This window comes from Massilia sp. 05N420, from assembly GCF_056397205.1.
Genome location: NZ_JBFTMX010000047.1, coordinates 1 through 13374, shown reverse-complemented (window position 1 = coordinate 13374; position 13374 = coordinate 1). Strand labels below are relative to the sequence as shown.

Here is a 13374-nt window from a genome sequence, read left to right as displayed (position 1 = left end):
CGAAGGTTTGGAGCATGATGAGCCGGGAATAGTTCTGCGCCGCCAAGCGAGGGATATCAGGGCATGGTCATCGAAGCCGTGCGTGTCGCGGTATGATCGGGTTATCTCGTTACCGGATACCACCATGCTCCAGACGCCCGCCTCGTTCACGCCCCTGATGGCGCCCCCGCAGGACCCGCAGCAAGCGGATGACGCGCTGTCGTTCATCTTTCATGCAGGCCGCCTGCTGGTGCGCGAAGCCGACCTGGCCCTGCCCGACCGCGCCGCCGTCGCCAGCCTGGCTCTCGACCCGCAAGCCCTGCAGCCGGTCGGCCTGCTGGACGGCCGCTATTGCCAGGCCGGCTGGGTCGAGGACGAAGCGCGCGCGCCCCAGGGCTATGGCTGGCGCGGCCTGCGTTCGCTGTTCGCGGAGTTCGACGAGACCTTGCTGGGGGTGGCCGCACGGGCGGCCCAAGTAGCCGAATGGGCGCGCACCCACCGCTTCTGCGGCGCCTGCGGCAGTGCCACCTTCCGCATGGCGGGGGAACGTTGTTTCAAGTGCACGAACTGCGGCCACATGGCCTATCCGCGCATCTCGCCGGCGATGATGGTGCTGATCCGCAAGGGGGATTCCTTCCTGCTGGCCCTGCACACGCAGTCGCCCTCGAAGCGCTTCGTGCCGCTCGCCGGCTTCCTGGAGGCCGGCGAATCGATCGAGGAGGCGGTGCACCGCGAAGTGTTCGAGGAAGTCGGCCTGCGCGTGCACAACCTGCGCTATTTCGGCAGCCAGTCCTGGCCCTTCCCGCATTCGCTGATGATCGCGTTTACCGCGGATTACCTGGACGGCGAGATCCGTACCGATCCCAACGAGATCATGGAGGCGCGTTGGTTCGGTCCGGACGACGAGTGGCCGGAGCGCGTGCCGCACGTGTCGGTGTCGAGCGTGCTGGTGGATGCGCACCGGCCTTCCGGGCGCTGAGTTAATTCAAGGTAGCGGTACCGGCGTCGCCGCCACTTTCCCCTCGATCCGCAGCGCCAGCGGCACCTCTTCCGGCCTGGCGCCGGTGGCGCGCATGCGCACCACCCGCTGCATCAGGTCGAACCAGAACGGCGCGCCGAACAGGGCGGTGGTGGCGGTGATCATCCAGCCCGCCGCCTGCAGCGCGAAGTCGGCGTCCAGCACCGGCGGAAATTTCGTCCAGCCGATGGGAAGGGCCATCAGGGCGTCGATCACGGCCGGGTCGAGCGCGCCGGGCACGTCCTTCAGGTGGGCGGCCAGGGCCGGCTGCTGCCACAGGGTGCGGAACAGGTGGATGCTGTCGATATTGAACAGGATCGCCAGCAGCAGTGACAGCAGCAGCGAGATCAGCAGCTGTTTGCGCTTGTAGGCGCCGGACATGCGCGCCATCGCATTGTCGAACCAGCCGGCCAGCATGTCCTGGAACTGCTGCAGGTCGCGCGCGCGGCTAACCATGCCCAGCATGGCGGCCCGCAGCTGCGGGTCGGCGATCGTGTCGATGGCGCTGCGCAGCTGGAGGAAGTCGCCCGGTACCTTCCACAGGCTGTCGACCAGGGCAATCGCAAAATGCGCGGGTTCGATGTAGGATGGTTTCGAGCGCAGCGCGCGCTCGTTCGCGGCGTTGCCGTCGGTATGCGGATTGACCAGAGGATGGGCATACACGGCGCGCGCCAGGCCGTCGAAGGCCGGGTCGTTGAGCATGCTCTTGATGCCCGCCAGCAGGGTGTTGGCGCGCAGGCGGAACAGGGAGGCCAGTGCCTCCTGCAGGGTGGTGACGATCAGGGCCACCGTGCCGTAACAGAAGGTCAGGCCGATGGCGACTTCCAGGACAGTGCTGCCGAGCATGGCTGTTCTCCTAGCAGTGAAAAGGACGTCGACCACGCTAGCGCATCGATGCCAAGGCCGCGTCCATTTCGCTCAAAGAAATAGCCCGCAGTCTGTAGATCGACTGCATTTTCTATATACTCTCGGCAGTCTTCAATTTTAGGGTTAACCATGTCTGACAAAGAAGTCTTCACCGAAAACGACTGGCGCCGCCTGCTGGCCAGCCTCGGCGAAGATCCCAATCGTCCCGGCCTGCACGAGACCCCGGCGCGCGTCGCCAAGGCCTGGAAGCACTGGACTTCCGGCTACGAGCAGGATCCGGTCGAGATCCTCAAGGCCTTCGAAGATGGCGCCGAGGAATACAACGAGCTGATCGTGGTGCGCGGCATCCCGGTCTACAGCCATTGCGAACACCACCTGGCCCCCTTCTTCGGCAAGGCCACCGTCGGCTATCTGCCGAACGGCAAGATCGTCGGCCTGTCGAAGCTGACCCGCCTGGTCGATGTGTTCGCCAAGCGCCTGCAGGTGCAGGAGCGCCTGACGGTCCAGATCGCCAATACGCTGATGGAAGTGCTGGAACCGAAGGCCGTCGGCGTGGTCATCAAGTGCCGCCACATGTGCATGGAAAGCCGCGGCATCCGCACGCCGGGCGAGGAAACCATCACCTCGGCCATGCTGGGCGAACTGCAGCCGAACCTGGGATTGCGCACCGAGTTCCTGGCGCTGGCCCGCGACTGATCTTCCCGGGCGGCCACGCGCCGCCCATTCCTTCCACCGGTCCGATGCGCCATGCCGCGCAGGGCCGCGCTCGCCGTGTATCGCTGTGTAAAAACCGCAGCAGTGTGCGGAATCCCCTGCTACACTGTATTGACAAAACCCCGCCGTTCGACCGCCTGGTCGGCATCGCGAGGCCTTCACGTGCTAGTCGGGAACCGTTCCGTATCACGCGTCTCCAATTGACTTTGTCTGAGGCGAACGACATGAACAGGCCTACATTTCCTAGCGATCTAACGCGCGAGCAGTTCGAGACCGTCCGCGACATGCTTGAGGCGGCGCGCCGCAAGACCAGGCCGCGCAAGCACGACCTGTACGATGTCTTCTGCGCCGTCCTCTACTTCCTGCATACCGGCAGCGCCTGGCGCAGCATGCCGCCCGAGTTCCCTCCCTGGCGTACCGTGCACGAATACTTCACGCAATGGACCATGCTGCGCGACGGCGACCGCACCCTGCTCGAGAGCGCTCTCGAACGCCTCGGCCGCAGCACCGAGATCGCACGCTTGCGCCATCTGACCGGACAACGCTGAAGTAAGCGTGCAAGCAGCGTAAGCGCGTCAGCGAACTTGGTTAAATTTGCGTAATGGTGTGTGAGTTCCCACTGCCGAGCTGATACAGTCGCGTTTTGTCATCCGCGCGTCATGTAGTCATGTTCGAGAACATCAATCTGCTGTGGTTTTCCATGATCAACTCCAACGCCGGCCTGCATGGCTGGCGCCTGGAACTGGCCCTGTTCTGTGCCGAATGGCTGATCCTGCTGGTGCCGATCGGCCTGGTCGGCCTGTGGATGCGCGGGGCGGGCGCGCAGCGCGAAGCGGCGGTGAAGGCGCTGGCCGCGACCGGCTGCGCTTTGGGCATCAATGCCCTGATCGGCCTGCTGTGGTATCACGCGCGGCCCTTCGTTGCCGGCGTCGGCCACAATTTCCTGCACCATGCGCCGGACAGCTCCTTCCCGAGCGACCACGGCACCATCATGTTCACCGTCTCCCTGGTGCTGGCCGCCAGCAGCGTGCCGGCGGCGAAGCGTTTCGGCCGCTCGCTGCTGCCGCTGGCCTTCGTGGTGGCGTGGGCGCGCGTCTTCCTTGGCGTGCACTGGCCGCTGGATATGCTGGGCGCGCTGGCGGTGGCACTGGGCATGACCCTGCTGTTCCAGACGCGCCTGGCGGACAGCGTCTGCGCCTTGCTCACCGTTTCGCTGGGCTCGCTGTACCGCCGCCTGCTGGCCGGTCCGATCGCGCGCGGCTGGCTGCGGCCGTGAGCGTTATTCAAACAGATTGACCGAGGAGATTTACTGAGCGCTGGCGGCCGCGCCTTCCGCGCGTTCGAACACCAGCTTTTTCCTGCCGTCGAAGTGGAATACACCGATCGGCTGGGCCTGCACATTGTCGGCGGGCGGCGGCAGCTGGGTGCAGTTCTGGGTGTCGACCTGCCACATCTCGTCGCCCGAGCGCAGCAGGTAGCTGTCTTCTCCGGTCGAGAACAGTTCGACGTTGAGGTCGGCCATCGGGGTCTTGCCGAGGTCGAACTGGCGCTGGCAGTCCGGCAGCCGCGACGCGATCAGGCGCAGTCCGGCCTGCTTGCTCCAGAAATAATCCTGCGTGACGATCACGGTCAGTGCGTGGTCGCTGCTGTCGATGGCATAGCTGGCCGTTTCGTTGACGCAGCCGGCCAGCAGCAAGGGCGTCGCCAGGATCAGGAGGGAGCGTTTGGTCATGTCAGGAGTATAAAACAAAAATTTCCTAAGTGATTGATTCCTTGGCGGAATAACATCACGCGCGCTCCTCGCTTTCCGGATTTCGGCCATCATGGACCGATGTCAATCAGCTAAAGAAGCGAGCGAAACCATGCCACAAGACGAACACCGGGAAATCGGGCAGGGCGCGCATGCCCTGTCCCCCGCGCCCTATGCGCCGCCGCAGCCGCTGAAGCTGCGCATCAACGGCGCCGAACACCAGCTCCACATCGAACCGCGCGTCACCCTGCTCGACGCCTTGCGCGAAGTCCTGCACCTGACCGGCACCAAGAAGGGCTGCGACCGCGGCCAGTGCGGCGCCTGCACCGTGCTGGTGGACGGCCAGCGCATCAACTCCTGCCTGACCCTGGCCGTGATGCACGACGGCCGCGAGATCGTCACGGTCGAGGGGCTGGGCACGGCCGAACAGCCGCACCCGATGCAGCAGGCCTTCATGGACTGCGACGGCTTCCAGTGCGGCTACTGCACGCCGGGCCAGGTGTGTTCGGCGGTGGCCCTGCTCGACGAGGTCAAGCAGCGCCAGGCCAGCGCCGTCACGGAAGGCGAGCAGCTCGAACCCTCCCTGTTCACCGAGGACGAGATCCGCGAGCGCATGAGCGGCAACCTGTGCCGCTGCGGCGCCTATCCGAACATCGTCAAGGCGATCCACAGCGTCGTGCTGCGCCAGGCCTGAAGGGAAACTTTGCATGCAATCGATCTTCTACGAACGCGCGCGTGACGTGAACCACGCGATCGAGCTGGCGCGCGAGCCCGGCGCGAAATTCATCGGCGGCGGCACCAATCTGCTGGACCTGTACAAAAGCGGCATCGAGAAGCCGGTGCGCCTGGTGGACGTCAGCCGCCTCGCGCTGTCCGCCATCGAGGAACTGCCGGACGGCGGCCTGCGCATCGGCGCGATGGCGAGCAACACGGCGGTCGGCACCGACCCGCTGGTGCGCCGGCGCTACCGGGTGCTGTCCGAAGCCCTGCTGAACGGCGCCACGACCCAGCTGCGCAATATGGCGACGGTGGGCGGCAACCTGCTGCAGCGCACCCGTTGCTATTACTTCACCGACCCCGCCTTCGCCCGCTGCAACAAGCGCGACCCGGGTTCGGGCTGCGATGCCATCGACGGCCATAACCGCATCCACGCCATCCTCGGCGCCAGCCCGCAATGCATCGCGACCCACCCGTCGGACATGGCGGTGGCGCTGGCGGCGCTGGACGCCGTGGTCCACCTGCAGGGACCGGACGGCGAGCGCCAGGTGCCGCTGGTCGACTTCCATCGCCTGCCGGAAGACCGGCCGGACGTCGATACCGTCGTCAAGCCGGGAGAGCTGATCACGGCGGTGGAGCTGCCTTTGACGCCGTTCGCGCGCAACTCGCATTACCTGAAGGTGCGCGATCGCGCCAGCTACGCCTTCGCGCTGGTGTCGGTGGCGGTGGCCGTCGACCTCGACGGCGGCAAACTCCGCGACCTGCGCATCGCGCTGGGCGGCGTGGCCCACAAGCCGTGGCGGGTACCGGATGCGGAAGCCATCCTGCGCGGCCAGGCGCCGAGCGCCGAACTGCTGACGCGCGCCGGCGAGGCGGCGGTTGCCGGCGCCCAGGCGTATGCGCACAACGGCTTCAAGGTCGAACTGGCGCGTCGCGCGGTCGTGCGGGCGCTGCAAACGGTCATCAGGAAAGCAGGAGCTGAGAAAGGAACCGCGGCATGAACGGAATCGGCGCACCCATCAACCGTACCGATGCCTGGGCCAAGGTCAGCGGCGCAGCCCACTACACGGCCGAACACCAGGTCGAGGGACTCACCCACGCCGTGCTGGTGACCAGCACCATCCCCAGCGGCCGGGTAGTCCGCATCGACGACAGCGCGGCCCGCGAAGTGCCCGGCCTGCTGCTGGTGATGACCCCGCAGAACGCCATGCGCCTGCCGAAGGAAACCAGGGACGGCAAGCTGCAGCCGCCGATCGGCCGCCGCCTGACCCTGCTGCAGGAAGACGACGTCTATTACAACAACCAGCCGATCGCGGTGGTCGTGGCCGACACCTACGAGCATGCGCGCGAAGCCGCGGCCCGGCTGCACATCGAGTACGAGAAGAAGGACGCCGTGCTCGACTTCGAACAGGCCAGGCAGAAGCTGCATCCGCCCGAGAAGGTGCTGGCCGAGGAAACGGATACCAGGCGCGGCGACCTGGCGGACGGCTGGCTCGCCTCCAGCGTGCGCCTGGACGCGACCTACACGACGCCGATCGAGCACCACAATCCGCTCGAGACCCACGCCACCATCGCTGAATGGAGCAACAGCGGGGACGGCGACAAACTGACCATCCACGAATCGACCCAGTACATGAAGGGCGTGCAGCGCATCCTTGCCGCCATCTTCGGCATCCCGCCCGACAACGTGACCGCGATCTGCCCCTACACCGGCGGCGGCTTCGGCTCGAAGGGATCGGTGTGGTCGCACGCGCCCCTGACGGCGATGGCGGCGAAGATGCTGGGCCGTCCGGTCAAGCTGTCGCTGGACCGGAACAATATGTTCGGCCCGGTCGGCCAGCGGCCCAACACCGAGCAGCGCTTCCGGCTGGGCGCGACCGAGGACGGCAGCCTGCTGGCCTCCGGCCACGACACCATCGCCTATACCTCGATGATCGAGGACTGGATCGAACCCTGCGGCATCGTCACGCGCATGATGTACGAGAGCCCGCACCAGCAGACCACGCACCGGCTGGCGTGCATGAACCTGGGCACGCCGACCTTCATGCGCGCGCCGGGCGAAGCCAGCGGCACCTTTGCGCTCGAATCCGCGATGGACGAGCTGGCGTATGAGCTGGGCATGGACCCGCTGGCGCTGCGCCTGAAGAACTACACGGAAAAGGACCCGGGCAAGGACCTGCCGTGGTCGAGCAAATCGCTGCGCCAGTGCTACGAAATCGGCGCCGAGCGCTTCGGCTGGAAGGACCGCAAGCCGCAGCCGCGCTCCATGAAGCGCGGGGACAAGCTGGTCGGCTGGGGCATGGCCACCGCGACCTATCCGACCAACCGCTCGGCCGGCGAGTGCTCGGCCAGCCTGCAGCCGGACGGCACGGCGCTGTTCCGTTCCGCCACCCAGGACCTCGGCACCGGCACCTATACCGTGATGACCCAGGTGGCGGCCGACGCCATCGGCCTGAGGGTGGAGCAGGTGCGCTTCGAACTCGGCAACTCGCGGATGCCGGAAGCGCCGGTCTCCGGCGGCTCGACCACGGTGGCCAGCGTGGCGCCCGCGGTGCAGGCGGCCGGCCATGCGCTGCGCCTGAAGCTGGCGGGCATCGCGCTGGCCGACCAGGCCTCGCCCCTGTTCGGCGCAACCGCCGACCGGATCGGCGTCGAGAACGGCGAACTGTATCTGCTGGACGAACCGTCGCGCCGCGAAGCCATGGCCGCCATCGTCGCGCGCCACGGCGAGCCGGTCGAGGTGACGGCGAAGGCCGAACCCGGCGACGAAAAGAAGAAGTATTCGATGCACGCCTTCGGTGCGGTATTCGTCGAGGTGACGGTGGACGAGGCGCTGGGCGAGATCCGCGTGCCGCGCGTGGTCGGCGTCTACGGGGTCGGCAAGCTGATGAACGAGAAGACCGGCTACAGCCAGTTGATGGGCGGCATCGTCTGGGGCATCGGCCTGGCGATGTTCGAGGAAACCCTCATCGACGGCCGCTCCGGACGTGCGGTGAACGGCAACCTGGCCGAGTACCACGTGCCGACCAATGCCGACATCCAGGGCATCGACGTGCAGATCGTCGACGAGGACGACCCGCACGTGAACCCGCTGGGGGCGAAGGGCATCGGCGAGATCGGCATCACCGGTGTGGGGGCGGCGATTGCGAATGCGGTGTTCCACGCTACCGGCAGGCGGGTGCGGGATTTGCCGGTTACGCTGGATAAGCTCCTCTGACCCGTCGTTCCCGCTTTCGCGGGGACGACGGTTTACGCATTAGTGGTGGGCGCCAGCCGCCTGCTGCGCAGCAGCCTCGTGCTCACCCTTGGCTTCCTTGCCTTCGCCATGTCCGCCATGCTTGCCATGGGTATTCTCCCAACCACCTCCCAAAGCCAGGAACAGCTGCACCTGATCCGCCGCCAGCTGCGCATCCGACGCTGCCAGCAGGTTTTCGGCACTGGCCAGGGTACGGTCGGCGTCCAGCGCGGCCAGGAAGTCGGTGCGGCCGTACCGGTAGAGCTTGGCCGTCTGCTGCGAGGCGAGTGCGCTCTGGTCGCGCGAGGAGCGCAGCATGGCGTTGCGGTCGAGTTCACGGGCATACACCGTCAGCGCCGATTCCGTCTCGCGCAGGGCGTTCAGCACCACCGAGTCGAAACGGGCCAGCGCGGCCGCCGTACCGGCATTGGCCTGGGCGATGTGCGCGTGCGCCGAACTGGTCGACGGCAGGCTCCACGAGATCAGCGGGCCGAGCGCGAACTTCCAGGTGTTCGCGTTGCCGAAGTCCTTCATGAAGCCGACCCCGCCGATCGAGGCGCCCAGGGTGATGTTCGGGTACAGCTCCGCGGTGGCGACGCCGATGCGGGCGGTGGCACCGGCCAGCTGGCGTTCGGCCTGGCGCACGTCCGGACGGCGGCGCAGCAGGGCGGCGCCGTCGCCAACGGGAATCGCGGTGGCGACGCGCGGCGGCGTGGTGCACTGCGCCACCTCGGCCGGGAAGGCGCTCGGCACTTCGCCGGTCAGCACGGCCAGGCGGTACAGGGCGGTGCGCTGGCGCGCCATCAGCGGCGGCAGGTTGGCGCGCAACTGGTCGAGCTGGGCGTTGACGCGGCTGGTGTCGATCGCGATGCCGCGGCCGCGCTGCACGCGCTCGGTGGTCAGGTTGGCGAACTTCTGCTGCAGGTCGACCGACTGCTGCGCCACCTTCAGCTGGTAGCCGGCCGAGCAGGCTTCCACATAGGCGCGCGTGGTGTCGGCGGCGACCATCACGTGGGCCAGGTCGGCGGCGGCCTGGGCGGCGTCCTGGTCGGCTTCCACGGCTTCGATGGCGCGGCGGATGCGGCCGAACATGTCGAGCTGGTAGGAGACCTTGATGTCGCCGTCGTAGATGCCGGTGCGCGGCAGCGTTTCGGGGATGCCGATCGATTCGCCGGCGAGGCGGCCATACAGCGGCGCTACGCTGCCTTCGACTTCCGGACGCTTCTTCTCTTCGACCTCTTCCAGCACCGCGTGCGCGCGCTGCAGGTTGGCGGCGGCCACGCGCAGGTCGGCGTTGGCGCTGAAGGCCTTGACGATCAGCTTGTCCAGCACCGGGTCCTGGTACAGGTGCCACCAATCGGCTGGCAGCGGCTCGGACTTGAAGGATTTTTCGGCGGCGCCCATGAAGGGCGCGTTGGCGGCGTCGCGCTTGACCACGGCGTTCTTCGGCACGTGGTAGTCGGGGCCGACCGTGGTACAGGCGGCGACCGCCACCGCCAGCACCGACAGGGTCAGTACTCTTTTAGCAGTGGAGCGGTATCGGTTCATGATCATTCCTTAATGCGTTGCCTTGGCGGCCGGTGCGGCGGCGGCGACGGCCGGCGCCTTCGCGGCAGGCGTTGCCGTGGGCGCCGTGGTGGGCGCTGCGGCGGGAGCGGCCGCAGGCTGGGCCACAGCCGGCAGCACTTTCACGGTCGCGGTCTGGCCCGCCACCAGGCGCACGTTGGCCGGCACCGGATCGAGGGCGACACGCACCGGGATACGCTGGGCCAGGCGCACCCAGTTGAAGGTCGGGTTCACGTTCGGCAGCATGTTGGCGCCGGTGGAGCGGTCGCGGTCGGCGATGCCTTCGGCGAAGCTCTCCACGTGGCCGGAGATCGGCTGGCGCGTGCCCATCAGGGTCACCTCGACCTTGTCGCCGATCTGGATGCCGGGCAGCTTGGTTTCTTCGAAATAGCCTTCGACATAGAAGGTGTTGCGGTCGACCAGGGCCATCACCGGGTGGGACGCGGTGGCGTAGGCGCCTTCGCGCAGGTCGAGGTTGGTGACGATGCCGTCCACCGCCGACACCACGTGCGAGCGCTGCAGGTTCAGCCTGGCGGTATCGCGGTTGACCTCGGCCTGGGCCAGGGCGGCGCGCGCCTGGTCGGTGCGGGTCTGGCCCTGTTCGCGGGTTTCCTGCGAGACCAGGTCGTCGAGCTGGGTATTACGTGTGTTCTCGCGCTGGGCCTGGGACAGCGCGGCCTGGGCCGCGATCACCTGGGCCTCGGCCTGGCGCAGCGCCAGTTCGAAGCGGGCGCGGTCGATCTCGAACAGCGGTTCCCCTAGAGCCACGCGCTGGTTGTCGTGCACGTAGACCTTGGTCACCTGGCCGGTCACGTCCGGCGCCACCTGCACCACATAGGCCTTCACGCGGCCGTCGCGGGTCCAGGGCTCGACCTCGTAATGGCGCCACAGCTGCCAGCCAGCGTAGGCAGCGCCCGCGGCCACCAGCAAAGTGATACCCACCCGGCCGACCGCCGGAAGAAAATTTTTCGAAGCCATGTCAGGACCAGTTACGTGTGAAATACGTCAGTGCGCCAAGCACGATGACGAACAGGGAAAAATCGAACAGTGCCGGGTGCCACACCAGGCGATAGAAGCCGGTGCGGGCCAGGACCAGGTTGAGAAGGCGCGACACCACCAACGCCGCCAGCGTGAGCAGCAGGAGCGGAGGAAGGAAGAGGCCATAGATGCTGACTTCGCCGATCATCGGATCTCCATTGTCAGATTGCAGTCATAAGGGCAGGCTGGTACGGCGCCGCCTGCGGGAACAGGTCGCGCCGGATGCCGGTGAGCGCCGCCAGCGCCTCGCGCTGGGCGCCATCCTGGGCGCCTTCGCAGATGGCGCGCAGCGAGTTGTCGAGGGCGTCGAGCAGCTGCGCTTCGCCATCCCTGTCGACGGCCGGCAGGCGCGCGAAATGCTGCGACAGCTGCGACATCAGGGGGCTCAGGGCGGCGTCGCCGCGGCCGAGCTGGGGACGGGCTTCCTGCAGCAGGGTCATGTTCAGGCCGATGCGCAGGTCGCGCAGCGCGTCGCGCGCCTGCAGGTCCTGGTGGCCGCCGGCCGAGGCCAGGCGCGGGGTCAGCAGGCCGATGCGGTCGACCATGCGCGCCGAGAATTCCGGCAGCGTGGTCTTTTCGCCGCCGCCCAGGCGCGCCAGCTCGCTCCAGCCGGCCTTCAGCAGGCGGCGCGCGGTCCAGGCGGCGCCCACGGTGCGCACCACCCGGGTCGTCACCGCGGCCACGGTCAGGCCCAGCACCTGCGACAGCATCATGTTCATGAAGGACATCATGTCGGCGTTATGGGTATCGACCATGGCCAGGGTGCCGCAGATGCCGAACAGGAAGGGCATGGCGCGCCCGAAGGTGGCCGGACGGGCCAGCAGCACGCCCAGCACCAGGAACATGGGTGCACACACCAGCGCCAGCGCTTCGAAGCCGTGGACGGCGGGCAGCAGCACCAGCAGGTACAGGGCCGAGACCGGGATCGAATAGATGGTCCAGTGCAGGAAGCTCTTGATGAAGGGGACCGGGTCGTCCTGGGTCGAGAAGAAGCAGCACAGCACGGCGCACATCATCGGCGCGGTGGCGCCGCCCGGCCAGCCGGTCAGGATCCAGAAGGCGCAGCAGATCAGCACCGCGAAAGTGGCGGCGAATGCCGACAGCGCGGCCATGCCGTAGTCCAGGTGCAGGGCGCTGGGCGGCACGTTCGGCAGCTTGCGCACTTCGTCCGGCAGGCGGCCGGCGACGCCGGCATCGATGTGCTGGCGCAGGGCGCGCGTCTCGAGGCAGATGTCGACCAGGCGGCGCAGGCGGGCGGCCAGGTTCAGCTCGATCATGCCGGCCCAGCCGAGGTCGCGGTGGACCTTTGGTGCGAGTTCGTCGATGCGGTCGTGCAGCAGCTTGCCCTGCCTGGCGATCACGGTCTCCTTCGGATTGTCGGTGAGCGCGACCACATCCTTCAGCAGCGCGCTCCAGTGCTCCGACACCTTGGTGGCGCCCATGGTGCGCAGCGCGGTCAGGCGGTCTTCGATGCCGGAGACGACCGGCACGAACTGCGCCAGGCGTTCCTGCAGCGCGTTCACCGCCCGCCCGGTCCAGCGCAGGTGCGAGGTATCGAAGGGCAGGTGGGTGCTCATCAGGCGCAGCTCGGTGATGTCGCCGGCCAGCTTGCGGCGGTCGCCGGCGGAACGGGCATCGCCGGCCGGATTCAGGGCGTCGCGGATCCAGTGCTGGGCATCGCGCACCGCATGGTCCAGGCGCGCCAGCAGCACCGGGCCGAAGGGCGCCGGCAGCACCAGGCTGTGGATCAGGGTCGCGCAGGTCACGCCCAGCGTGATCTCTTCCACGCGCGCCAGCGCGATGTCGAAGATGGCGCCCGGGTCGTTCACGGCCGGGAAGGCGATCAGGCCGGCGGTGTAACCGGCCAGCATCAGGAGATAGGAGCGCGGGGTGCGGTCCAGCAGCGAGACGAACAGGCAGCCGCCGATCCACAGCGCCAGCACCAGCGACAGCAGCTCGGGCGAGTTGACCAGGCGCGGCACCACGAAGGTGACCATGGTGCCGCCCAGGATGGTGCCGCCCGCGCGGTACAGGCCCTTGGAACGGGTCGGTCCGGCAAACGGGGCGGCACAGATGTAGGCGGTCATCATCGCCCAGAAAGGTCGTGGCAGTCCGATGCGCATCGAGATGTACACCGCAAGCATCGCTGCCACGAATGATTTGACGGAGAACAGCGCCTCCGACCAGGTGAACAGCTTCATGCGCTCTTGCGTTCGGCGGCTTGGGACAGGGTGAGATTCGTGATGGCGTCGGGCAGCCCGGCCAGCACGCGCAGGCAGGCTTCGACGTCGGCCGGCTCGAAGGCATCGAACAGCTTGCGGCGGAACGGGACCAGGGCCTGGTCCATCAGCTCGGCGGTTTTGTAGCCTTCGTCGGTCAGGCGCAGGATCTTGGCGCGGCGGTCGTTCGGATCGTCGTGGCGCTCCAGCAGGCCGGACTCGATCAGGTGGTCGACCACGCGCACCATCGACGAGGCTTCCAGGCTCAGGG

Annotated in this window: 13 protein-coding genes and 1 pseudogene; 7 read left to right on the top strand and 7 right to left on the bottom strand. The window is 67.4% G+C overall.

What is annotated here, in order from left to right; translation table 11 throughout:
* The first annotated feature begins 124 nt into the window (after positions 1–124).
* Positions 125–958, top strand: a complete 834-nt coding sequence (nudC, locus tag AC1DIX_RS23420) for an NAD(+) diphosphatase (RefSeq protein ID WP_477327808.1) — start codon at positions 125–127, stop codon at positions 956–958.
* 6 nt (positions 959–964) lie between these two features.
* Here the strand turns inward: nudC and AC1DIX_RS23415 are convergent, their stop codons facing one another.
* Positions 965–1843 (bottom strand): hypothetical protein, encoded by an 879-nt coding sequence (locus AC1DIX_RS23415; RefSeq protein WP_442121236.1) that lies wholly within the window; start codon positions 1841–1843, stop codon positions 965–967.
* A gap of 150 nt (positions 1844–1993) precedes the next feature.
* Here AC1DIX_RS23415 and folE point away from each other — a divergent pair, with 150 nt between their 5' ends.
* From folE to AC1DIX_RS23400, 3 genes and pseudogenes are all read left to right on the top strand, one after another.
* A complete protein-coding gene (gene folE / locus AC1DIX_RS23410; protein ID WP_442121237.1) occupies positions 1994–2560 on the top strand; it encodes a GTP cyclohydrolase I FolE in 567 nt (188 codons plus the stop codon).
* Between the two features lie 242 nt (positions 2561–2802).
* Positions 2803–3078: pseudogene (locus AC1DIX_RS23405) on the top strand (transposase); the annotation flags it as partial.
* A 167-nt stretch (positions 3079–3245) separates the two neighbouring features.
* Positions 3246–3854 carry a phosphatase PAP2 family protein gene (locus AC1DIX_RS23400; RefSeq protein WP_477327806.1) on the top strand — a complete coding sequence of 203 codons (609 nt, stop codon included), beginning with the start codon at positions 3246–3248 and terminating at the stop codon, positions 3852–3854.
* Between the two features lie 30 nt (positions 3855–3884).
* On the opposite strand, the gene AC1DIX_RS23395 is transcribed toward AC1DIX_RS23400, so the two are convergent.
* Positions 3885–4310 carry a hypothetical protein gene (locus AC1DIX_RS23395; protein ID WP_442121239.1) on the bottom strand — a complete coding sequence of 142 codons (426 nt, stop codon included), beginning with the start codon at positions 4308–4310 and terminating at the stop codon, positions 3885–3887.
* 91 nt (positions 4311–4401) lie between these two features.
* Between AC1DIX_RS23395 and AC1DIX_RS23390 the strand changes: the two genes are divergently transcribed.
* The 3 genes from AC1DIX_RS23390 to AC1DIX_RS23380 are packed head-to-tail and all read left to right on the top strand — an operon-like array spanning position 4402 to position 8262.
* Complete coding sequence (locus tag AC1DIX_RS23390) at positions 4402–5022, top strand: (2Fe-2S)-binding protein (protein ID WP_477327804.1); 621 nt, start codon at positions 4402–4404, stop codon at positions 5020–5022.
* 13 nt (positions 5023–5035) lie between these two features.
* Complete coding sequence (locus AC1DIX_RS23385; RefSeq protein ID WP_477327802.1) at positions 5036–6046, top strand: FAD binding domain-containing protein; 1011 nt, start codon at positions 5036–5038, stop codon at positions 6044–6046.
* Complete coding sequence (locus AC1DIX_RS23380) at positions 6043–8262, top strand: xanthine dehydrogenase family protein molybdopterin-binding subunit (RefSeq protein ID WP_477327800.1); 2220 nt, start codon at positions 6043–6045, stop codon at positions 8260–8262. The genes AC1DIX_RS23385 and AC1DIX_RS23380 overlap by 4 nt, the downstream gene beginning before the upstream one ends.
* 39 nt (positions 8263–8301) lie before the next feature.
* Here AC1DIX_RS23380 and AC1DIX_RS23375 read toward each other — a convergent pair whose 3' ends face one another.
* The 5 genes from AC1DIX_RS23375 to AC1DIX_RS23355 form a co-directional block, all read right to left on the bottom strand.
* Positions 8302–9828, bottom strand: a complete 1527-nt coding sequence (locus AC1DIX_RS23375) for an efflux transporter outer membrane subunit (protein ID WP_477327798.1) — start codon at positions 9826–9828, stop codon at positions 8302–8304.
* Between the two features lie 9 nt (positions 9829–9837).
* Positions 9838–10824, bottom strand: a complete 987-nt coding sequence (locus tag AC1DIX_RS23370) for an efflux RND transporter periplasmic adaptor subunit (protein ID WP_477327796.1) — start codon at positions 10822–10824, stop codon at positions 9838–9840.
* A gap of 1 nt (position 10825) precedes the next feature.
* Positions 10826–11032, bottom strand: coding sequence for a DUF1656 domain-containing protein (locus AC1DIX_RS23365; RefSeq protein ID WP_442121245.1), 207 nt, complete (start codon positions 11030–11032; stop codon positions 10826–10828).
* A gap of 13 nt (positions 11033–11045) precedes the next feature.
* Positions 11046–13085, bottom strand: a complete 2040-nt coding sequence (locus tag AC1DIX_RS23360; RefSeq protein WP_477327794.1) for an FUSC family protein — start codon at positions 13083–13085, stop codon at positions 11046–11048.
* The coding region (locus tag AC1DIX_RS23355) for a MarR family winged helix-turn-helix transcriptional regulator (protein WP_477327792.1) at positions 13082–13374 on the bottom strand (293 nt) is incomplete at its 5' end. The genes AC1DIX_RS23360 and AC1DIX_RS23355, both read right to left, overlap by 4 nt.